We start from the raw sequence: 21,974 nt of genomic DNA on the forward strand, positions 1-21,974 counted from the left end.
TTAAACACCCCTTTTTAATTTAACTCTCTTACAACAATACGTGCCCCTTCGACTTTTATCACTTTAACGAGAGCGTTCTGCTCGATAAAGCCGCCTTCACTAACTACATCGACTCGTTCATTATTAATAATAACAGTTCCAGCAGGCCGCAATACTGTTAGGGCGAAACCTTCCTTTCCCAACAAATCAGTCCTGTTAATATTGGAGACATATCCATCTTCTTTCCTTGCTGAATCAAATAGGACCATTTTATTAAATAGAACAAGTTTTTTATTAAAAATTTTAATCATCATAAAGAAAATTAATACGGATAAGAAAATAGCTATTAAGATAGATACGCCGATTTGGATCGTATCTTCTCCTGCTAAAAAAAGACTTAAGATTAATGCAGCCACACCTAGTGTACCGGCAATAGCTCCTGGTAAAAAGAACTCGAGGAATATAAGGATTAAACCTGCCACAAATAATAGTAAGGTGCCATAGCCCGCAAGACCCGCTTGGAAATGGCCATAAAAGAATACTATGAGCGCTAACACACCGATAAATCCTGCCACACCAAACCTTGTTGAAAATAGCTCCAGTACAATTCCGATTCCCGCAATCGATAAAAGGATGGTTACAACAATCGGGTCAGTAAGAAATTGTGTCATTCGAGAGCCCCCTTTCTTTCTTTAGTCTCGACTATACTTATTACGTATGTAAATGAATTAAGTTTCATTATTAAAATTAAAAAGACTGCAGGCCATTGACCTGCAGTCTTTATGTCAGAATACTATGAAAGGTGTTGTTGTACAAGTTTATTTACAAGTGCCCCATCTGCTTTACCCTTAATTTTAGGCATAATCGCAGACATCACTTTTCCCATTTCTGCTTTTGATTTTGCGCCGACTTCAGAAATCGTTTCTTTAACAATCTCTGCCAGTTCCTCTTCAGAAAGCTGTTTTGGCATATATAATTCAACAATAGCCAATTCCGTGCGCAACTTATCAACTAGGTCTTCACGACCAGCTTTACCAAATTCATGGAGGGAGTCTTTGCGTTGTTTCACTTCGCGAGAAAGGACTGTTAACTCTACATCATCGGAAAGCTCTTTCGTGCCGAGCTTAATAGCTTCATTTTGCAATGAAGCCTTAACCATCCGAATGACTGAGAGTTTGTCTTTTTCCTTGTTTCTCATCGCTTGTTTCATATCATTATTCAAACGCTCGAGAAGACTCATGTATTACACCCTCTCTTAAAACTTACGTTTTCTAGCTGCTTCAGACTTTTTCTTACGTTTTACACTTGGCTTTTCATAAAATTCGCGCTTTCTTGCCTCTTGCAAAGTACCAGTTTTTGATACTGTACGTTTGAAGCGACGAAGAGCATCTTCAAGCGATTCGTTTTTACGAACGACGGTTTTAGACATTCTCTTTCCCTCCCTCCGAAACACAACACACTAACATTCAATCCATGTACCTTGCAATTATAATATAACCTTGAAACAAGGTCAACTGAAATTCGCATGGATAAAACAAGCTTTTTATTTTTTTATTCAATTAATTGAAGACTTGTCTTTATTTCCTTAAAAACTGGCATGTCCCTCATAGTACAACCATACAATGAAGCAAGGGGGGGCCGTATAATGCTATACATATTATTATTTGTTCTTTGCATTTTATTATTTATCTTTGGGATGACCATTATGCGATTTGCATTGTTTAATTTATCGGCCAACAAATTAAAGGGGTGGCTGATTAAACTTACTAGTACTCCTTTAAAAGGGATGCTAACAGGGACATTTATTACTGCACTTTTACAAAGTAGTACTGCCGTAATGGTAATTACAATTGGGTTAATTTCAGCAAGAATAATGACCTTCCCTCAGTCAATTGGAATAATTCTCGGTACAAATATTGGAACTACCTTTAAAACAGAATTAATTACCTTTAATATAGATAAAGTTCTCGTTCCTCTCGCCATTTGCGGAGCTCTGCTTATTTTATTAAAAAATAAAAAAGCAAGAAGTATCGGGATGCTGCTATTTGGTATCTCTTCAGTTTTTGCAGCTATGAAAGGGTTCGAGATGCTTGCAGTCCCATTAACATCTATGAATTTTATCAATAATTATATCCTTTCCATTAATGATCATATTCTTTTAAGCCTGTTAACTGGTACAATTATTACAGCCATTATTCAATCGAGTACTGCGATGACTGGAATTGCAATGAGTTTTTTATTAACCGGACTCTTGAAGCTAGATGCGGGTATAGCTATTGTCCTTGGTGCGAATATTGGTACTTGTATCACAGCTCTAATTGCTTCGATTGGCGGCGGCAAGGAATCGAGATTAGCTGCATTTGCGCATGTTTGGCTCAATGTATTTGGGGTTTTGCTGTTTATCCCACTAATCCCAACACTTACTGAAAATGCTCCACTTCTTGCAGAGACCAAAAATGTACAATTAGCACATATTAGCGTCATTTTTAATGTAGTTACTTCGATAATTGTCTTACCTTTTGCAACCAGATTTGGCAAGATGATTTTATTTTTACATGATAGACCATCTAAAATCACCTAAAAAAGACGGCATTCGCCGTCTTTTTTAATAATTGGAAGTCACTGTAAGGCCATTGATGATAGCGATACTTGAACTTGCCCCAATTCTAGTTGCGCCGGCCTCAATCATTTTTTGGACATCTTCTGTACTTCTAACCCCACCAGATGCTTTTACACCCATGTCTGGACCGACTGTTTTTCTCATTAAAGCAATGTCCTCTGGCTTCGCTCCCCCTGTAGAGAATCCTGTGGAAGTTTTAACAAAATCTGCACCAGCCTTTAAAGATAGCTCACAGGCTCGAATTTTTTCCTCTTTTGATAACAGACTAGTTTCTATAATCACCTTCGTATGTGCCTTACCCTTTGCAGCCTCAACAACAGCTCGGATATCGTTTTCCACTAATTCATCGTTACCATCTTTGAGGGCTCCAATATTAATGACCATATCCACTTCTTCCGCGCCATGATCAATTGCGTTTTTCGTTTCAAATGCTTTTGTTTCAGAAGTGGTTGCCCCTAATGGAAATCCAATTACGGTACAAACCATCACTCCACTACCTTGCAACAATTCTTTTGCGGTGCTTACCCATGTAGGGTTTACACAAACCGAAGCAAATTTATATTCCTTCGCCTCCTGGCAAAGTGCTTCAATTTGGTGCTTCGTCGCTTCTGGCTTCAGTAGTGTGTGATCAATCATTGCAGCAATATTTTTAGTAGCCATGTACAAACTCCCTTCGATTGCCAAATAATATTAGAAAGTAATATGCTGCTGTCCATAGTTTAACCTAAACACAATAAAAAAAAAGGACCTAAATGGTCCTTAAATGGCAGCTTCTTCTTCAATAAACAATTCTGTTTTGGAAATTGACTCCTCAACAACCTTAACAAATTGCCCACGATTGTACGGGTATCCAGCTTGGTTAATTTTAACTTTAACAATTTTACCAATCATATCCTCTGGCGCCGAGAAAATAACCTTCATGTAGTTATCAGTGTATCCGATTAGATAACCAGAATCGGCTTCTTCTGCTGACACCTCTTCAGGGATTACTTCTAGGACTTCACCCTCAAATCTTGAAGCATATTCTTTTGCCAATTGATCAGAAAGCGCGATGAGGCGATGAACTCGTTCATTTTTTATTTCTTCATCGACTTGGTCTTCCATCCGAGCAGCGGGAGTTCCTGTACGTTTAGAATAAGGGAACACATGTAGCTCAGAAAATTTATGCTCATTAATAAAATTATATGTTTCCATAAACTCTTCCTCAGTTTCACCTGGGAAACCGACAATAACGTCAGACGTGACAGCAAGGCCTGGAAGAACTTCTTTTAGTCGATCTAATCTTTCTCCAAAGAACTCCATTGTATATTTACGGCGCATTCTTTTTAAGACAGAATTCGACCCAGATTGTAACGGAATATGCAAATGTCGGACTACTATAGGTGAGTGTTTAATCACTTCAATTACTTCATCAGTAATCTGACTTGCTTCTATAGATGATATGCGCAGGCGCTTTAGTCCATTTACTGCTTCCAAATCACGAAGTAATTGGGCAAGATTGTAATCCTTCATGTCTTCCCCATATCCGCCTGTGTGAATACCTGTAAGAACAATTTCCTGATAACCTGCATTAACTAATTGCTGGGCTTGCCGAATTACTTCCTTCGGATCACGTGATCTCATTAACCCGCGGGCCCAAGGAATAATACAGAAAGTACAGAAATTGTTACAACCCTCTTGAATTTTTAAAGAAGCACGAGTCCTGTCTGTAAAGGAGGGAACATCTAGTTCTTCATAGACGCGGCTTTTCATGATATTGCCAACCCCATTAATTGGCTGACGTTCAAGCTTATATTGCTCAATATATTCAAGCATTTTTATACGGTCCTGTGTTCCCACCACAACATCAACACCAGGAATAGCCATAATTTCAGCAGGGGATGTTTGTGCATAGCATCCTGTTACACAAATAACCGCATCAGGATTTTTCCTAACGGCACGGCGAATGACTTGACGGCTCTTTTTGTCGCCAGTGTTTGTTACGGTACAAGTATTAATAATATAGACGTCCGAAATTGATTCAAAATCAACCCGTTCGTATCCTTCTTGTTTGAATAACTGCCAAATAGCTTCAGTTTCATAATGATTAACTTTACAACCTAAAGTATGAAACGCAACTGTTGCCATTATTTTTCACCTCATTAATTCAAAATGATAGGAAATTGCTGATAGTGCATATAAAGGGGCTGTTTCGGTTCGTAATATCCTTGGACCTAACCCACAAACTGCAAAATCGCTATCCTTTAATTGCCTAACTTCTTCATCAGTTAAGCCGCCTTCTGGGCCAAAAACGATAAGGAGTGTTTCACCTTTATTGATTTTTTTTAGTGTATCAGCAAAAACGGAAGTTTCCCCATTTCTACTTTCTTCCTCAAAGGCAACTAATTTATAATGAAAATCTTTGCTTTTTAAGAGCAAATCTTTAAAGCTAATGGCACTAAGGACATCTGGTAAAAGGGCACGATGGGATTGCTCCGCAGCTTCTTTTGCAATTTTTTGCCATCTGTCTACTTTTTTCGCTGCTTTTTTTTCATCCCATTTAACAACTGAACGAGCTGCTGCAAATGGTAGGAATTGATACGCACCTAGTTCTGTTCCTTTTTGGATAATCCATTCCAACTTGTCCCCTTTAGGCAGTCCACTAGCAATCGTAATTGAAATGGGCAGTTCAGAAACCCCATCTTTCCATTGTACAACGTCTGCAACAACACTTGTATCGGTAATTTCTGCAAGAGCACATACTGCTTGCTTCCCCTCTAGATCAACACAAATAATTTGGTCACCAATTTGCATGCGCATAACTTTTACGATATGATGGCGGTCTTCATCATCAATCAAAAAGCGCCCGTCGTTTACTCGTTGTTTAACAAAGTACCGTTGCACACTTTTGCACCCTCTCTAAATCATTCACACCTTATTTTACTAAAGAAATGTCTGTTCTAAAAGCATGGCACGAAAAAAAGGGGTATGCCCCCTCTTATTCAACCATTATATCCGTTTGGCAACAATAGCAACCCAATCTTCCATCAAAATAGTTTCGGATATCTCAAAGCCAACAGCAACTAACGCATCTTTGACTTGATCTTTTTTCTGCTGAATGATCCCAGAGGCAATGAACGATCCGCCAGGTTTGACAACTCTTGCAGCATCTTCAGTAAACCGTAATATTACTTCGGCCAATATATTAGCTACAACAACATCAGCAGAATTTTCCTCTACCCCATCCAATAGATTATTTTGGGCAGTAACTGCTCGATCACTTACTTTATTAAGTTTAATATTCACTCTTGCAGTTGTTACTGCTACTTCATCAAGATCAAATGCACGAACATCTTCAGCACCTAGCATAGCTGCGGCAATGCTTAATACTCCCGATCCTGTTCCCACATCGATAACCCGGTCACCAGGACGAACCGTTCTTTCAAGAGCCTGAATACACAAGACAGTAGTCGGATGTGTTCCGGTTCCAAACGCCATTCCTGGATCTAATTCAATGATTAATTCATCACTGCTGACCGGAGTATAAATCTCCCAAGTTGGTACTATTGTAAATTTTTCAGAAATTTTCACAGGATGATAATATTTTTTCCATGCTGTTGCCCATTCTTCTTCATTTACTTCACTTATTGTCACTTTATTTTTACCGATATCGATATTATGAATAATCAAATTATTAATGGATTCCTTAATTGCATCCACCGTTTCACCTAAAAAGCTATTAACCGGAAGGTACGCCTTTAATATCACGCCTTCATCTGGATAATCATCGGGATTGAGTTGATAGATTTCTCCAAATTGATCTTGTCTTTCTTTCGTTAGTTCAAATGGATCTTCAATGACTACGCCACTCGCCCCAGCTTCGTGCAAAATATGAGAAATAGGTTCAATCGCCTCATTTGTTGTGTGAATACTGATTTCAGACCATTTCACATCTACCAACTCCAATCCTTACTCGCTTTTAAAGGCACGTTTTACTTTTGAGAAAAAACTTTCTTCGTGTTCACCAATCGGTGAAGAGCCACTAAGCTCTGCGAATTCTTTTAAAAGCTGCTTCTGTTTATCAGATAACTTTGTTGGGGTAATAATCCGAACTATAATATATTGATCGCCAACACCGTATCCACGAACATTAGGAACACCTTTTCCTTTTAAACGGAATTTTTTCCCTGTTTGAGTACCTGCAGGAATTTTTAGTTTCACTTTCCCGTGTAGGGTAGGCACTTCAATCTCATCACCTAGTGACGCTTGAACGAAAGTGATCGGCATTTCACAATAAATATCATCGCCATCTCTTTCAAAAAACTCATGTTGCCTTACTTGGAATACAACATAAAGATCCCCTGGAGGTCCACCGTTAATTCCTGCTTCTCCCTGTCCTGACATGCGGAGTTGTTGACCATCATCAATACCCGCAGGGATTTTAACATGAATTTTCTTGCGTTTTTGCACTTTTCCTTTACCACCGCAAGTAGAACATTTATGTTTAATTTCTTTCCCTGTCCCATGACAGTGATTACAAGTACGTCGATTGACGATTCTTCCAAATGGAGTATTTTGCTCTACATTTAACTGACCTGTTCCATGACAGTGCTGGCAAGTCTCTGGTTTCGTTCCAGGCTTTGCACCAGAACCGCTGCATGTTCCACAAGTTTCTTCGCGAGGAATTTCAATATCAGTTTCTTTCCCAAAGGCTGCTTCTTCAAAAGAAACCGTCATCGTGTACTGAAGATCTGCTCCTTGTCTTGGTGCGTTTGGATCACGTCTTCTTCCGCCTCCACCGCCGCCAAAGAAAGTATTAAAGATGTCCTCAAATCCTCCAAAGCCGCCGCCGAAATCACCGCCGCCAAATCCTTGGTTTGGATCCGTATGGCCAAATTGATCATAATGGGCCTTTTTCTGATCATCGCTTAATACTTCATATGCCTCTGTTATTTCTTTAAATTTATCTGCCGCATCTGCTGCTTTATTAATATCTGGATGATATTGTTTTGATAGCTTTCGATAGGCCTTTTTTATTTCATCCTTTGAAGCACTTTTACTTAGCCCTAGTACTTCATAGTAATCCCGTTTACTCATGATTACCCACTCCCGAATCTGTCACATAGAGGTTATTGTATCATTCATCACAATGTTAATGCAATAAAAAAGCCAAAGCCCATAGTTCTGACTTTGACTTTTTTCTGAGCTGTGAAAACTTGGATAAATGTCTAGCTCCAGCGCCTAGGCGCTTCCGCTTTTCTATTTATCTTCTTTTACTTCTTCAAATTCTGCGTCAACAACATCATCTTTAGGACCAGCAGTATTTCCAGCCTCAGGGCCTCCCTGTTGAGCTTGCTGAGCAGCTGCCGCTTGTTCATAAAGTTTAACTGTTAGAGCTTGAACGATTTCTTGTAATGCATCCTTTTTCGCACGGATCTCTTCAAGGTCGTTTTTCTCAATCGCAGCTTTTAACGCATCCTTAGCTTCATTAGCTTGAGCTACTTCACCAGCATCAACCTTACCTTCAAGATCTTTTAAAGTCTTTTCTGTTGTAAAGACAAGTTGATCTGCTTCGTTACGAAGTTCCACTTCTTCTTTACGCAGTCTATCCGCTTCTGCGTTTTCTTCAGCTTCTCTAACCATGTTTTGGATTTCTTCATCTGAAAGCCCAGTTGAAGACTTAATTGTGATTTGTTGTTCTTTATTAGTGCCAAGGTCTTTTGCACGAACATTTACGATACCATTCTTATCGATATCAAAGTTTACTTCAATTTGCGGAATTCCACGTGGAGCTGGTGGAATATCAGATAATTGGAAGCGTCCTAGGGTCTTGTTATTAGCCGCCATTGGACGTTCCCCTTGAAGAACATGAATATCAACAGCTGTCTGATTATCAGCAGCAGTAGAGAATACTTGTGATTTAGATGTTGGAATTGTTGTATTACGATCGATTAGTTTCGTAAATACACCACCCATTGTTTCAATACCAAGGGAAAGTGGCGTAACGTCAAGTAATACAACGTCTTTTACATCTCCAGTTATAACTCCACCTTGAATCGCAGCACCCATTGCTACCACTTCATCAGGGTTAACCCCACGATGCGGCTCTTGTCCAGTCGCTTTTTTAATTGCTTCTTGAACAGCAGGAATACGTGTTGAACCACCAACAAGGATTACTTTATCAATTTCTGAAGGAGTTAAACCAGCATCGCTTAATGCTTGGCGAGTTGGACCCATTGTACGCTCTACAAGATGAGCAGACAATTCATCAAACTTTGCTCTAGTCATAGTAACTTCAAGGTGAAGCGGACCAGCAGCACCAGCAGTGATAAATGGTAATGAAATTTGCGTAGAAGTTACACCTGATAAGTCCTTTTTCGCCTTTTCAGCCGCATCCTTTAAGCGTTGTAATGCCATTTTATCTTGTGAGAGGTCAATTCCATTCTCTTTTTTGAATTGGTCTACAAGGTAATCAATTACGACTTGGTCAAAATCATCTCCACCAAGGCGATTATCACCAGCAGTTGATTTAACTTGGAAGACACCGTCTCCTAATTCTAGAATGGAAACGTCAAATGTACCACCGCCAAGGTCATAGACAAGGATGGTTTGATCTTCATCGGTTTTGTCTAAACCATATGCAAGTGCAGCAGCAGTTGGCTCATTTATAATACGTTCTACTTCAAGACCAGCAATTTTCCCCGCATCTTTTGTTGCTTGACGTTCTGCATCATTAAAGTAAGCTGGTACTGTAATTACTGCTTTTGTAACTGGCTCGCCCAGATAATCTTCTGCATAAGACTTTAAGTATTGAAGAATAATCGCAGATAATTCTTGTGGTGTATATTCTTTTCCTTCAATATCCACTTTATAATTTGTGCCCATATGGCGTTTGATGGACATGATCGTGTTTGGATTTGTAATTGCTTGACGTTTAGCAACTTCACCAACTTGGCGTTCCCCATTTTTAAACGCGATTACGGAAGGAGCCGTACGATTACCTTCTGGATTTGGAATAACCTTTGGTTCGCCACCTTCAAGGACTGCAACACAAGAGTTAGTTGTACCAAGGTCGATACCGATAATTTTACTCATTTCCTTTTCCTCCTAAAAATATATGTAGTTTTATTGATTTACTTTCACCATTGCAGCTCGAATCACACGGTCTTTTAATAAGTAACCTTTTTGAAATTCATCCGTTACAATGTTTGGGCCATAATTCTCATCTTCACCCTGCATGACAGCTTGATGCTGATGTGGATTAAATTCTTTACCTACAGATTCAATTGGTTCAACACCCTCATTTTTCAGGGCATCAAGCAAACTGCGGTAAACCATGTCCATTCCTTGTAGAAGTGTCTTAGTTTGTTCATTATCTGCTTCAATTTTCATTGCTCTTTCAAAGTTGTCAATTGCAGGCAATAAATCGGTAATAAGTTTTTGTGCTCTATATTTTTGGCTCGCTTCTAGATCTAACCTAGAACGTCTCCGGAAATTATCAAAGTCTGCTTGCAAGCGTAGATATCGATTATCTGCTTCCTCTAACTTTTCTTTCAACAATTGAATTTCTTGGTCTTTTTCATCAACAGGTGAATCCTCTGTTTGTTCTGTTGCTGCACCTTCGTCAAAAACAGTCTCAACCGTTTTTTCTTCGGTAAGTTCAACATTATCAGTACTTTCAACTTCCATTTCTTCATTTAACGTATTGTTATTCTCGTTTGTCAACTTACTCACCTCCCTTAAAGCATTTACTGTCATATATAGGATAATTCATTTTCATAGTAAAAGGGGGTTGAAACAGGTATTTCACCCCTATTCAATATTACCCGAGCTATTTATTTTGATACAATTTCGTCCAGACAGCCGTTAAATCCTTACTTAAAAATTGTAATAAGCTAATGACTCGGGAATATTCCATCCTTGTGGGACCTAGAATGGCAATCGTCCCTAAATTTTCAACACCAGCCGTATAGGTAGCTGTGATTAAGCTGCAATTATCCATGACACTATTATTATTTTCCGTACCAATTTTAACTTGAATTCCAGCTGAATCATTCCTGATTAAATTATACATCCACTCTTCCTGATCAATCATCGTTAATAGGCTGCGGAGTTTTGTTACATCATGAAACTCTGGCTGGCTTAACATATTGGTCTTTCCAGCGAAGAAAAGTTTTTCATTAACTGGCATTTTTAATGAATCAGCGATAGTATGCAGCATTAAGTCATAATCATGGATATGCTGCCTTAAAAGCATCGCTACTTCTTTATAAATCTTATCATTCAGGTCTTCGAGAGGAACGCCGGATAAGCGATCGTTCAAAATGTTCACTGTTTTTTCTAAATCACTAGCATCTACTGATGCTGGTAATGAAAAAGTCCTATTTTCTACATGGCCCGTATCTGTAACAAAAATAGCTACGGCTGTTTCTTTGTTTAACGGGATAATTTGAATTTTTTTCAACTTATTAATACTAACAGCCGGACCAAGAACAATTGATGTGTAATTCGTTAAGTCCGATAATATTTTCGCGGACCTTTGGATAATTTTTTCGAATTCGAAAATTTTCTCAGCAAAAATCGACTGAATGATAGATGTATCATGTTGATTTAATACTTGCGGAGACAATAAATGATCCACATAATAGCGATATCCTTTTTCAGATGGGACACGACCTGAAGAGGTATGTGTCTTTTCAATATACCCCAACTCTTCAAGGTCGGACATTTCATTACGAATGGTTGCCGAACTGAAAGAAATCTCTTTCTTTTTCGACAAACTTCTTGAGCCGACTGGTTGGGCAGATCGAATAAAGTCATCAACAATAACCTGAAGAATTAACAATTGACGATCTGTTAGCAACATTCATCACCTCTGTTAGCACTCCTAGTTAACGAGTGCTAATTATATTAATAAATTATCAAATGAAGGGGGATGGTGTCAATCAAAAAGAACAGGAAACCGCACTTATCAAGACAATAATTATTATCTTGCTTACCTTAAAAATGCCTGGAATACCTCATTTCCTAGCAGTCTACCCTTTTTCGTTAAAAATATATGATTTTTTCCCACATCTAACCACTGTTTTGCCGTTAATTCTCTAATCTCTTTTTCGAATAATTGAAGGGGATCTTCCGCAAATTTTTCAATAAAATGAGGAATGGCAACACCGGCAGTTTTTCGCAGTCCCAAAAACATTTCCTCTTCCATTTGCTCAATTTTTGATGTTTGATGTTTTTCCATTACTGGTAGGATGCCATTGTTTATTTGCTCCATATACCTTTTTAAGGGACCAATATTCGAACGTCTTATCCCATTTAAATAGCTATGTGCACCTGCCCCAAACCCATAATAGGAATCGTTATTCCAATAGGTAAGGTTATGTCTGCTCTCATACCCTGGTTTAGAAAAATTGCTAATTTCATATTGGTTGAAACCATGCTTTTCCATTTCTTCCATTAGCAATTCGTACATCGAAGCTTCCACATCCTCACCAGGAGTTGGCAGTTTTCCTTTTTTTAACAAATTATAAAAAACTGTTTTTGGCTCAATGATTAAGGAATAGGCAGAATAGTGTGTGATATCAAGCGAAAAAGCCTCTTTTAATGTTTCCTTAAAATCCGTAAGAGTTTGTGAAGGTAAACTAAAGATAAGATCAATACTGATATTTTCAAAACCTATAGATTTTGCTTTATCAATGGTTTGGTAAACATCTTTCGCTTTGTGGACACGGCCGATTTTCTGCAGTAGTTCCCCATTAAACGTTTGAACTCCTAGGCTAATCCGGTTAACCCCAGCCTCTTTTAATATTTCTAATTTCCCTGCCGTTAAATCACCAGGATTCGCCTCAAAGGTAAATTCTATAGTCTCATCCATTGGTAAATTTCTGTTAATACTTTCACAAAATTGATAAAGTTGCTTCTCATTTAACGATGTCGGTGTACCCCCACCCACAAATATCGTCTCAAGAGACGTTGTTGGATATTGGGTTAAAGTCATTTTCATTTCTTGTTCAAGTGCTTTTAGGTAATCATCAACCGGCTGACCCTTTAGATATACTTTATTAAAATCACAATAATGGCAAATATGCTCACAAAAAGGGATATGGAGATAGGCTGATTTAATCATTTCGTTCACTTCCTCATTCTTCAACAAAAAGAGGCTAGAATTCGCCTAAAAATATGGCTTGTCCTAACCCCCAGCTAGTTTATTTTTTTGTGTTGCTATCGTCCATTTTTAAGACAGCCATAAATGCTTCTTGTGGTACTTCCACGGATCCTACTTGCTTCATCCGCTTTTTACCTTCTTTTTGCTTTTCTAATAATTTTCGTTTACGAGAAATATCTCCGCCATAACATTTGGCTAAAACGTTTTTACGCATAGCCTTAATTGTAGAACGAGCAATAATTTTCTGACCTACTGCTGCCTGAATCGGAACTTCAAACTGCTGCCTTGGAATTAGCTCCTTCAGTTTTTCAACAATTATCTTCCCTCGTTCATAAGCGAAGTCTTTATGAACAATAAAGCTTAATGCATCCACTTTTTCACCATTTAACAATATGTCCATCTTAACAAGGCTGGAAGGTTTATAACCTATGAGCTCGTAATCAAAGGATGCGTAACCTCTTGTGCTTGATTTCAGTTGATCAAAGAAATCATAGACAATTTCTGCTAATGGCATCTCATAGATAATACTTACCCTGTTTTCTGCCAGGTATTCCATTGTCACAAAAATACCGCGTTTTTGTTGGCAAAGTTCCATAATGGTCCCTACATAATCATTTGGAGCCATCATCGTAGCCTTCACATATGGCTCTTCCACACGGTCAATTTTTTGTGGATCCGGTAAATCTGATGGATTGTCGACCCTTATTTCGGAGCCATCTGTCATATGAACATGATAGATAACACTCGGAGCTGTCGTTATTAAATCAATTTTAAATTCACGTTCAATCCGTTCTTGAATAATTTCCATGTGAAGCAATCCTAAGAATCCACAACGGAAACCAAATCCAAGTGCTTGCGATGTTTCTGGTTCAAATTGAAGTGAAGAATCATTTAACTGAAGCTTTTCAAGCGCTTCACGCAGATCATTAAACTTTGCTGTATCAATTGGGTAAAGTCCACAATAAACCATTGGGTTTAGTTTCCGGTAACCTGGAAGTGGCTCTGTTGCCCCATTTTTTGCATTTGTAATCGTATCACCCACACGAGTGTCGCCGACATTTTTTATTGATGCTGATAAAAAGCCAACATCACCAACGGTTAACTCATCACGCATAGTTGCTTTTGGTGTAAATACGCCTACCTCATTTACTTCAAATTCTTTCCCAGTAGCCATCATTCTTACTTTATCGCCGACTTTAACGGTTCCTTCGACCACACGAATGTACGCGACAACACCTCGATAGGCATCATAAAGGGAATCGAAAATAAGGGCCTTTAATGGTGCTTCTGGGTCTCCCTGTGGTGCAGGGACTTTCTGAACAACTTGTTCAAGGATTTCTTCAATCCCAATCCCAGCCTTTGCTGAAGCTAATACGGCTTCCGAAGCATCCAAACCGATAACATCTTCAATTTCACCTCGAACACGCTCTGGATCTGCACTAGGTAAGTCAATTTTGTTAATGACGGGTAAGATTTCAAGGTCGTTATCAAGGGCAAGATAAACGTTGGCTAGTGTCTGTGCTTCAATTCCTTGTGCAGCGTCAACGACTAAAACAGCCCCTTCACATGCTGCAAGGCTCCTTGATACCTCGTACGTAAAATCGACATGTCCTGGTGTATCAATTAGATGGAAAATATACTCTTCTCCATCTTTTGCTTTGTATTTTAACTGGACGGCATTTAATTTAATAGTAATTCCACGTTCTCTTTCAAGGTCCATCGAATCAAGGAGCTGATCTTTCATTTCCCGAGAGGTCAATGCATTGGTTCTCTCCAAAATTCGGTCAGCTAATGTTGATTTCCCATGATCAATATGGGCAATAATTGAGAAATTTCTAATCTTTGATTGTCGTTTGAGTCTTTCATTATTGTTCACGGTCTTTCACTCCTACTATACTCGCACATATACACTATTTTGAATTATATCAATAGGATTAACAAGATTCAATCAAAATCGAAAAGCGGCACCTAACTGGTGCCACTTCAATTATTTTAATCAGCAATAAGATGAACTAATTTTTCAGAAACCCCTGATATCCCCTCAGACATCTTCTTCCCCATAGAAGAGAAAAAATTATATGCACTTATTTGTTCGAGTTTCTTTTGCTTTGCCTCTAGATCATGACTTGAGATTTCGTTTCCCAAAAAGGTAGCTTGAAAGTTATTGTCTGCCCCATTTAAACGTACAGCATTTTGAAAATTTGGATCATCATAGCCTTTCATTTTGTGAATACCATCATTAGCCAATTGCATACCTACTAAAACAGAGATTAACATGAGAGCAGCCAAGCATAGGCTTTTTAACATGAACATCTTCATAAAAAATGCTCCCTTACAACTATTGTTTTTTTGTTGATTGTTCAACATCCTTGTTAACCTTTTCAGCCTGCCAGTAAAATTCACTAAATACATCCGCTAAGGCATCTGCGGAACGATTTAATTCTTCAAAGCTATTATCTACTCCGCCAAATTCAATCAACATGGCATTTTCAGAGAGGTTTTGATTATAGATACTATTTGAACCGGCTGCATTTTTAATAATTACTCCTCTGCTTAAGCCTTTATATTTCTTTTGAAGAAGTTCGTGGAGAGCTTTTGCAAGTTTTGCATTCTTTTCATAATTAGGATTCTTCCCCCCGATAATAAAGGCCAGTCTCGCATAGGATTTACCTTTAATATCCACGGTTGTTTGTGCTTTTCGTTGAGAATCCCGGTGAATATCAATCAAATAACTTATATCTTTGTTTGATGCCATGGCTGCTTGAACCACCGGACGGGATTCATCGTAGGATTGCCAAAATTTCCGCCCCTTCTTATTTAAGCTTGCCTGAATGTCTGTTTTATTAACAGTTGTTCCGATTCCTCTGTCCTCGAGACTTGCTTTTAAATGATCACCAATATTCGTCACATTGATTTTCGAATGATATGCAAGGTTGGGATTTGTTACCCCTTTTAAATATGGAAGATAGGATTCCCGATTATGCGAGAAGTATAGATAGACTACCTTCCGTTTACCAGTGGTTTGATCTGGTGCTGACGGGGTATTCTCACTAGATGGATGCTCGGTAATTTCTAAATCTGTCAAGGCTGCCTCTCGTTCCGCTTTCATAATATCAAGCGGCGGCGCAGATTCAATCGGCATATTTGTGTAGTTCGTCCCCTCACCAGCGACTAGAATTTTTCCATCAAATTCATAAAAACCTGGGAGTTCTCTTCCTAAGAGACTTCGGGGATCATTCAAATTAATATTGCTTGATAGCTTAAATACAAGGTTCGTTAATGTTGGAGCTGAGGTCCAATCTTGTTCAACGGATAAGAAATGATGATTTTCCCAACCCATTAATTGATAGAGCAATTCCCCATTTACATTTGTAGCTGCCTGATTTACTGAAGACGACATCGGTCGATATTGTGGCTTTAACGAGGTTAACAACCCACTAATAGAGAAAATCAAAAGCATAAATAGCAACAATACTCCAGCGGCTTTAAGTAGACTTGTCCCTTGCACCATAACAAAAGTTCCTGAATTTCTAGCCTTCATGGTTCCACCTCGCAAAACGGATTCTAGTAAATGATATGAAGCTACTAGAATTGGTAGAACCCGAATTTTAACTTAAGAGGCATCCTTTCAAATAAATAGATTTGAAAAATGCCTCTCATCATCCTTTATTTTGTATAGTAGCCAGCATTACCTTGATCAACAGCACCATGAAGTGAAGAATTTAAACCATTGGCAATTAGATTGGCCATGTCTTCAATAAAAACATCAACTTCCTTAGGAGTAACCATTAGATTATGACCAATTGGCGATAAAACTTCATAAATTAATTTCCTTTTCTCCTCATCTTCTAATGTCCCAATCATTCCAAGAAAGGTCTTACGGTGCTTTTCTTCAGGTAAGTCTTCTTCAGTCAACTTTCGCTTTTCACCGAAACTCATGCCTGCAGGTGCGAGCGCTCTTGAAGGACGATTGCCCTCCTTAAGCTCTTTTCCAAAATGCTTTAGTATAAAATCAATGGTATCACTAGTAATGGATACAGCGTCTACCACGGTCGGAACCCCAATTGCAATAACAGGTATTCCTAAGGTTTCTTTACTCAATTCTTTTCTCTTATTACCTACCCCCGAGCCAGGGTGTATACCTGTATCGGAAATTTGGATAGTTGAATTAACTCGTTCAATCGAACGAGATGCAAGTGCGTCAATAGCAATAACAAAATCAGGTTTTGTTTTTTCCACTACACCAAAAATAATATCGCTTGTTTCAATCCCCGTTAATCCCATTACACCTGGTGAAAGGGCACTAACGGACCTGAAGCCTTCTTCTACATTTTCCGGCTGTAACTGAAACAGATGACGGGTGACCAGTAAATTTTCACACACCATCGGTCCTAGGGCATCTGGGGTCACATTCCAATTGCCTAGCCCCACCACAAGACATGAATCCGTTTTTTTGATCCCAGACCCCTCCAAAAAGTAGGAGAACTCTCTAGCAAAAATTCCCTCCACCTTTTGCTGTACCTCTGTGTTTTGCTGGCGAATCCCTTGTACCTCAACAGTTAAATATCGACCAGGTTTTTTCCCTAGCTGGTCGGCCCCTTTTTCGGTTACTTCGACCAAGGACACTTTTATGTCATCCACATCTTTTTCCTTAATAATCACGCCTTCAATTTGCGAAAGATCTTTCTCTTGCCCGACTGACCCTTTTTGCTGTGTAAGGACCATCTCTCTTGCTTCAATCGCCAAATCCGTTCGAACAGAATATTGACTCAAGTCAATTGACTCATCCATTAATATTCACTCCCATCAAATCTTTCAAAAGTCTAGAAACTATTTCCTATTTTTGCCCTTACCATCTTAATTCATGCAAATGATATTCTTCTTCGAAAACAGTATTGCATTATAGCCTTCCATTTGATAAAATATTTCATGTTCTGAATTATTTCTTAGGAATGTTAAGTCGAGTTCATATAGTCTCGATTCTTTGTAGGAGGTGAAAGTAATGCCTAATATTAAATCTGCTATTAAGCGTGTAAAAACAAGTGAAGCTCGTAACGCTCAAAATACAACTGCGAAATCTGCAATGCGTACTGCTGTTAAGAAAGTAGAAGCTGCAATTTCTACTAACGACGGTGCTGCTGCTAAAGAAGTATTTGCTGCTGCTGCTAGTAAATTAGACAAGGCTGCTGCAAAAGGTCTTATCCACAAAAATGCTGCTGCTCGTAAAAAATCTCGTCTAATGAAGAAGACTAACGCTCTTTAATTTAGAGAAAAAAAACGATTCCCTTCTAAAGGAATCGTTTTTTTTATTTCTTTAAATGAAATAGAAACATTTCAATCAATAAAGATTTATTCATTCCACCGGTTTTCATTTGGTAATCCGCTTCAGCAAGAAGGTCGATTAAATGAGCCAATTCTTCATCCGTAAATTTATTTGCTTGTCCGAGTGCCAACTTAACACGGAAAGGATGCGTTCTTAAGTAACCAGCAATTTGCTGCTGCCCATACCCTCTCCTCGATAATTCCTTTACTTGGTAAATCAATCTAAATTGCCCTGCAAGCAAGGCCAAAATCTTTATCGGTTCTTCATTTTGTTTTAGCAAATCGTAATAAATCCTTAACGCTTCATCAAGTTTTCGCTGGACTACTTTTTCAATGAGTGTAAAAATATTCTGCTCAAGCGAGCGTGCAACTAATTTCTCTACTAGTCCTATGTCTATTCTTTTTTCACCTGCTGCGTATAAAGCCAATTTATCTACTTCACTGGTTATCATAAACATATTTGTTCCAACTAATGCCAATAACTGGTCGATTGCATCTGGCTCGAATTCAATCCCGCTGTTCTTGGCCCTGCCCTTAACCCAGTTCTTTAAGTCATGTTCATTTAACTTTTTTGCCTCAACAACTTCAGCATTTCTTTTTAATTCCTTTGTTATTTTCTTCCGTTCATCTAACTTTTCGTACGGCGCGGAAATTACCAACACCGAATAAGGCGAAGGCTCTTTCAAATACATTTCGAACCTGGATAAATTATGTACCGCCTTATCCTTGGACTTTTCTGCTGTTAAAAAAACAGGATTATGTAAAAAGATAACTTTTTTTTCTCCTAAAAAAGGAAAGGTTTCAGCATCTTCGATGGCCACCTCGATTGGCGTTTCCTCTAAATCATAACTAGCAAAATTAAAATCCTTCTCTTCTTCGGTTAAAATATGATTGAGTAGTAATTCCTTTGTTTCATTAATTAAAAAAGACTCAGTTCCAAACAATAAATAAATAGGAGCAAATTCCTTTTGTTTGATTTTTTTCCAACTATCCATTACCATGTTTCAGCGCTCCCCTTCTTTCCATTCATACCTATGGTAAAGAAGCTTGGCCATTTTGACAAGCATTTTAAAGGGAATTAGCCCTTATTTAAAAAGTGCTAATTCCCTATCTATAATGAACGCCCGCAATAGAAGCCCTAGGATATTCTATTGTCTGGCGGAGTTCCTTAAGTAAATATAGTTTAGCCGTTTATCCGTCTTACTATTTTGACAACTCTTGTCAGTTGTGGAAAGCAATTTGATGTATGCTGGATTTTTTTTCGAGAATGACTTATACTATATTGTGAAATAGGAGGGGTAGACTGTGAATGAATTTGAAAAAGATGTGCAAAGTAAACGAAACGACGCAATTGATTCAGGGGTAGGATTTGGGGTTTCTTTTGGTTTTTTTGCCATAATGTTTATTGTTGCAACAGTCATTAAGGTAATCGGTTCGTAATGATTGGCTACATATGTGTAAGGTAGAAGGCTGCAATGATGCAGTCTTTTTTAATTATTAAGATGCTTTATCCTATGGTAAATACGGGTAAAAGGTTCCTTTTTGATGATAAAATTTATAGGTGATTGCCCCCTGTAGATCTGTACGAAAAATAATCGTATTTGTTTTTTCTAACCGTTTAAGCACCTCTTGATGGGGATGACCAAAGCGGTTATTTTCACCTGCTGAAATGAGGGCGACTTTTGGTTTTATTTGGTTAATAAAAGTATCTGCACTTGAAGTTTTACTGCCATGGTGACCAGCTTTTAACACATCAATATGTAAATGAGGATATTGACGTATGATTTTCTCTTCCCCTGCTTGATCTAGATCTCCTCCGAAAAACCAACTTACACCTCCTAATTGAGCAATAAAAGCAATGGATCCTCCATTTCTTTCTCCCTTATAATTCTTTTCTGGCGACACAATAAAAAAGCCATTTTCTTCATTTGTCCACTGATCGCCGTCCGAAACTTTTATGACTGGAATATTTAATTTTTTGGCCTCCTTAATAATATCAAGTTCAGTACTCGATGGTTCAACCACAGCAGGCATTATGATTTGTTTAACTTTAAGCTCTTTTATAATTGAAACTGTCCCCCCAATATGATCCATATCCCCATGCGTTAAAATTAGTTTATCAATTTGCGTTATTCCCTTTCCTTTTAAAAATGGAACAACTACATCCCTTCCCACTTCAAAGGGTTCTGCACGTTCTCGCCATTTTTCTTCAGCAAAGTGCATGGTTCCACCTGTATCAATGAGATAGGTCCCTTTTGAATGTGGGAAATGAATTAAGATACTATCCCCTTGACCAACATCAATCATTGTTACTTCCCCGTATGGGGATAACCAGTTCCAACTTTTTTGTGAAATTACCAACATGATACTTAAAAAAATCAGGAAAGCCTTTCTTTTGGGATAGGTTTTTGACTCCCAAAGATAAAAAATAGCAAGCAGCAGTAAAATATAAGTGATGAGTAAAATCAAATTGGGTCTCCCGGGAGTAAAATGGAAGAAAGTAAAATCGGCGAGATATTCAATAAGGTGATTAGCGACAGTAATCATGATTAAAAAGAATTTAGTAAGAAATGGTGGAGTTGTTCCGAAAATAAACTGAATAAAAAACAAAAGATATAATCCCGGTAGATATAGAAATGAAAAGAGCGGAATATAGACCAAATTGGCGATAATGCCAATTAATGAAACCTCAAAATAATGATACAGCAAGAATGGCAGTGCCCCTAATTGAGCAACTAATGAAGTCGCAAGCATCCGTGTTAAATGATTAGCATAATCTGTAAGAATACTATTAGCAGATAAAATGATGACTAGACTCACTGCAAAAGATAGTTGAAAGCCAGCATCAAAAACCACCATTGGACTAACTATTAAATAAGCAATAAAAGCCAAACTAATGGCATCAAGTGGGAGTAACTTCAGTCGAGTGCGCCACTTCACAGTAAGTAAGACAACAAAAATCATTAGTCCTGAGCGAATAACAGAGGGCGAACTACCAGTTAATATCACATAGATTGGAAGGATCATTAGAAGGAAATTAATCATGAACTGTCTCGTAAGTCCGAAGCGGACCCCAAGATAAAAAACCATCGTGATTAATAAGGAGACATGGAGACCAGAGATTGCAAGTAAATGGACAAGACCCGTTTTTTGATAAGCTGATAATACATCTGGGTCAAATAAATTTGTGTCGCCAAAAATTAATGCAGCTGAAAGGGAAGCAATTTCCACGGGAAAGTGCGACTCGAGGTAGTTAATTCCTGTATAACGCAGTTGTTTGATGATCACTAACGGAGATGGTTTCAGCGGAATGCAATGTTGAAGCGGATTTACTTGTACTTCCATTATCCAATAAATGTTCTTCCTCATTAAATAAGCTCGGTAATTAAACGAATTAGGATTTTTGGCGGTCGCCGGTTTTTCTAAGGTACCAGATACGGTACATAATCTTTGATAAAACATTTCTGTTTTTAAATTCATTTTTTCCTGCTCAGATGAAATGTTGTAACGAATTAAGACCCTCTCCTTGTAGCGTTGTTCGATTGCTTGCACTTGTAAAAGATCGCCATCAATTTTGGGGTCTTGAGTATATTGAAGCGTAAATGTTGTTGTAGGAGCGGGGATAACCGATTTATTTATTGAATTAGAATGAAGGCCAATAAAAAAGAATATCAAGAAACAAATGGTGATACTAGTTAGTCGCAAGGCGGAAAATCGTTTGTATATATATAGAAGATAAAGAAAAAAGACTTGTAATAAGAAAAAAGGAAAGAACTTATAGAGCGCAGATAATACACCAAATAAAGCAGCAATGGCAAAATAAAGATATTTTCCATTCATTCGATTTTCTCCATTTAGAATTTCATATATTTAGATTTAGGGAGGCCGGCACATAACCGGCGTCCA

General features: G+C 38.2%; 21 protein-coding genes. 3 read left to right on the top strand and 18 right to left on the bottom strand.

Translation table 11 applies throughout. From position 1 onward, the window contains the following. Positions 1 to 14: 14 nt before the first annotated feature. The 3 genes from M3610_RS06190 to rpsU all read right to left on the bottom strand — a co-directional run bounded on the left by M3610_RS06190 (position 15) and on the right by rpsU (position 1,408). On the bottom strand, positions 15 to 650 hold the full coding sequence (locus M3610_RS06190; RefSeq protein ID WP_251457371.1) for an NfeD family protein: 636 nt from the start codon (positions 648 to 650) through the stop codon (positions 15 to 17). Between the two features lie 122 nt (positions 651 to 772). Further along, positions 773 to 1,219, bottom strand: a complete 447-nt coding sequence (locus M3610_RS06195) for a GatB/YqeY domain-containing protein (RefSeq protein ID WP_251457374.1) — start codon at positions 1,217 to 1,219, stop codon at positions 773 to 775. 15 nt (positions 1,220 to 1,234) lie between these two features. Further along, positions 1,235 to 1,408, bottom strand: a complete 174-nt coding sequence (gene rpsU, locus M3610_RS06200; RefSeq protein WP_007087607.1) for a 30S ribosomal protein S21 — start codon at positions 1,406 to 1,408, stop codon at positions 1,235 to 1,237. Between the two features lie 216 nt (positions 1,409 to 1,624). Here rpsU and M3610_RS06205 point away from each other — a divergent pair, with 216 nt between their 5' ends. Further along, positions 1,625 to 2,560 (top strand): Na/Pi symporter, encoded by a 936-nt coding sequence (locus M3610_RS06205; protein WP_251457376.1) that lies wholly within the window; start codon positions 1,625 to 1,627, stop codon positions 2,558 to 2,560. A gap of 24 nt (positions 2,561 to 2,584) precedes the next feature. Here M3610_RS06205 and deoC read toward each other — a convergent pair whose 3' ends face one another. From deoC to gpr, 13 genes are all read right to left on the bottom strand, one after another. Continuing rightward, positions 2,585 to 3,259 (bottom strand): deoxyribose-phosphate aldolase, encoded by a 675-nt coding sequence (deoC, locus tag M3610_RS06210; protein ID WP_251457378.1) that lies wholly within the window; start codon positions 3,257 to 3,259, stop codon positions 2,585 to 2,587. A gap of 99 nt (positions 3,260 to 3,358) precedes the next feature. After that, complete coding sequence (mtaB, locus tag M3610_RS06215) at positions 3,359 to 4,726, bottom strand: tRNA (N(6)-L-threonylcarbamoyladenosine(37)-C(2))-methylthiotransferase MtaB (protein ID WP_251457380.1); 1,368 nt, start codon at positions 4,724 to 4,726, stop codon at positions 3,359 to 3,361. 6 nt (positions 4,727 to 4,732) lie between these two features. Continuing rightward, positions 4,733 to 5,482: a 16S rRNA (uracil(1498)-N(3))-methyltransferase gene (locus tag M3610_RS06220; RefSeq protein WP_251457382.1), complete on the bottom strand. Its 750-nt coding sequence runs from the start codon at positions 5,480 to 5,482 to the stop codon at positions 4,733 to 4,735. Positions 5,483 to 5,587: 105 nt separating this feature from the next. Beyond that, positions 5,588 to 6,529 (bottom strand): 50S ribosomal protein L11 methyltransferase, encoded by a 942-nt coding sequence (prmA, locus tag M3610_RS06225; RefSeq protein WP_251457384.1) that lies wholly within the window; start codon positions 6,527 to 6,529, stop codon positions 5,588 to 5,590. Positions 6,530 to 6,547: 18 nt separating this feature from the next. Beyond that, on the bottom strand, positions 6,548 to 7,675 hold the full coding sequence (gene dnaJ / locus M3610_RS06230) for a molecular chaperone DnaJ (protein ID WP_098575552.1): 1,128 nt from the start codon (positions 7,673 to 7,675) through the stop codon (positions 6,548 to 6,550). Between the two features lie 162 nt (positions 7,676 to 7,837). After that, complete coding sequence (gene dnaK / locus M3610_RS06235; RefSeq protein ID WP_251457386.1) at positions 7,838 to 9,673, bottom strand: molecular chaperone DnaK; 1,836 nt, start codon at positions 9,671 to 9,673, stop codon at positions 7,838 to 7,840. 30 nt (positions 9,674 to 9,703) lie between these two features. Then, on the bottom strand, positions 9,704 to 10,303 hold the full coding sequence (gene grpE, locus M3610_RS06240) for a nucleotide exchange factor GrpE (protein ID WP_373561729.1): 600 nt from the start codon (positions 10,301 to 10,303) through the stop codon (positions 9,704 to 9,706). A gap of 106 nt (positions 10,304 to 10,409) precedes the next feature. Next, entirely contained in the window at positions 10,410 to 11,441 is a 1,032-nt protein-coding gene (hrcA, locus tag M3610_RS06245) for a heat-inducible transcriptional repressor HrcA (RefSeq protein ID WP_251457642.1), read from the bottom strand. 132 nt (positions 11,442 to 11,573) lie between these two features. Then, a complete protein-coding gene (hemW, locus tag M3610_RS06250) occupies positions 11,574 to 12,707 on the bottom strand; it encodes a radical SAM family heme chaperone HemW (protein ID WP_251457389.1) in 1,134 nt (377 codons plus the stop codon). Between the two features lie 79 nt (positions 12,708 to 12,786). After that, positions 12,787 to 14,622 (bottom strand): translation elongation factor 4, encoded by a 1,836-nt coding sequence (gene lepA, locus M3610_RS06255; protein WP_251457392.1) that lies wholly within the window; start codon positions 14,620 to 14,622, stop codon positions 12,787 to 12,789. Positions 14,623 to 14,738: 116 nt separating this feature from the next. Further along, entirely contained in the window at positions 14,739 to 15,065 is a 327-nt protein-coding gene (locus M3610_RS06260; RefSeq protein ID WP_098575640.1) for a DUF3679 domain-containing protein, read from the bottom strand. 19 nt (positions 15,066 to 15,084) lie between these two features. Continuing rightward, entirely contained in the window at positions 15,085 to 16,287 is a 1,203-nt protein-coding gene (spoIIP, locus tag M3610_RS06265) for a stage II sporulation protein P (protein ID WP_251457395.1), read from the bottom strand. Positions 16,288 to 16,412: 125 nt separating this feature from the next. After that, positions 16,413 to 17,537 carry a GPR endopeptidase gene (gpr, locus tag M3610_RS06270; RefSeq protein WP_251457398.1) on the bottom strand — a complete coding sequence of 375 codons (1,125 nt, stop codon included), beginning with the start codon at positions 17,535 to 17,537 and terminating at the stop codon, positions 16,413 to 16,415. Positions 17,538 to 17,748: 211 nt separating this feature from the next. Here gpr and rpsT point away from each other — a divergent pair, with 211 nt between their 5' ends. Then, positions 17,749 to 18,009: a 30S ribosomal protein S20 gene (gene rpsT, locus M3610_RS06275; protein WP_098575557.1), complete on the top strand. Its 261-nt coding sequence runs from the start codon at positions 17,749 to 17,751 to the stop codon at positions 18,007 to 18,009. Between the two features lie 43 nt (positions 18,010 to 18,052). Here rpsT and holA read toward each other — a convergent pair whose 3' ends face one another. Next, positions 18,053 to 19,069, bottom strand: coding sequence for a DNA polymerase III subunit delta (gene holA / locus M3610_RS06280; protein WP_251457401.1), 1,017 nt, complete (start codon positions 19,067 to 19,069; stop codon positions 18,053 to 18,055). Between the two features lie 304 nt (positions 19,070 to 19,373). Between holA and M3610_RS06285 the strand changes: the two genes are divergently transcribed. Continuing rightward, positions 19,374 to 19,508 carry a YqzM family protein gene (locus tag M3610_RS06285; protein ID WP_026563518.1) on the top strand — a complete coding sequence of 45 codons (135 nt, stop codon included), beginning with the start codon at positions 19,374 to 19,376 and terminating at the stop codon, positions 19,506 to 19,508. Positions 19,509 to 19,580: 72 nt separating this feature from the next. Here M3610_RS06285 and M3610_RS06290 read toward each other — a convergent pair whose 3' ends face one another. Further along, positions 19,581 to 21,908: a DNA internalization-related competence protein ComEC/Rec2 gene (locus M3610_RS06290; RefSeq protein ID WP_251457404.1), complete on the bottom strand. Its 2,328-nt coding sequence runs from the start codon at positions 21,906 to 21,908 to the stop codon at positions 19,581 to 19,583. Positions 21,909 to 21,974 lie beyond the last annotated feature (66 nt).

The sequence above is a fragment of the Neobacillus sp. MER 74 genome, assembly GCF_023714155.1.

Coding starts and splice junctions, on each gene's coding strand:
- mtaB (WP_251457380.1), bottom strand. CDS start 4,726: ATGGCAACAGTTGCGTTTCATACTTTAGGTTGTAAAGTTAATCATTAT.
- M3610_RS06290 (WP_251457404.1), bottom strand. CDS start 21,908: ATGAATGGAAAATATCTTTATTTTGCCATTGCTGCTTTATTTGGTGTA.
- holA (WP_251457401.1), bottom strand. CDS start 19,069: ATGGTAATGGATAGTTGGAAAAAAATCAAACAAAAGGAATTTGCTCCT.
- deoC (WP_251457378.1), bottom strand. CDS start 3,259: ATGGCTACTAAAAATATTGCTGCAATGATTGATCACACACTACTGAAG.
- M3610_RS06260 (WP_098575640.1), bottom strand. CDS start 15,065: ATGAAGATGTTCATGTTAAAAAGCCTATGCTTGGCTGCTCTCATGTTA.
- M3610_RS06195 (WP_251457374.1), bottom strand. CDS start 1,219: ATGAGTCTTCTCGAGCGTTTGAATAATGATATGAAACAAGCGATGAGA.
- rpsU (WP_007087607.1), bottom strand. CDS start 1,408: ATGTCTAAAACCGTCGTTCGTAAAAACGAATCGCTTGAAGATGCTCTT.
- spoIIP (WP_251457395.1), bottom strand. CDS start 16,287: ATGAAGGCTAGAAATTCAGGAACTTTTGTTATGGTGCAAGGGACAAGT.
- rpsT (WP_098575557.1), top strand. CDS start 17,749: ATGCCTAATATTAAATCTGCTATTAAGCGTGTAAAAACAAGTGAAGCT.
- M3610_RS06205 (WP_251457376.1), top strand. CDS start 1,625: ATGCTATACATATTATTATTTGTTCTTTGCATTTTATTATTTATCTTT.
- hemW (WP_251457389.1), bottom strand. CDS start 12,707: ATGATTAAATCAGCCTATCTCCATATCCCTTTTTGTGAGCATATTTGC.
- dnaK (WP_251457386.1), bottom strand. CDS start 9,673: ATGAGTAAAATTATCGGTATCGACCTTGGTACAACTAACTCTTGTGTT.
- dnaJ (WP_098575552.1), bottom strand. CDS start 7,675: ATGAGTAAACGGGATTACTATGAAGTACTAGGGCTAAGTAAAAGTGCT.
- gpr (WP_251457398.1), bottom strand. CDS start 17,537: ATGGATGAGTCAATTGACTTGAGTCAATATTCTGTTCGAACGGATTTG.
- M3610_RS06190 (WP_251457371.1), bottom strand. CDS start 650: ATGACACAATTTCTTACTGACCCGATTGTTGTAACCATCCTTTTATCG.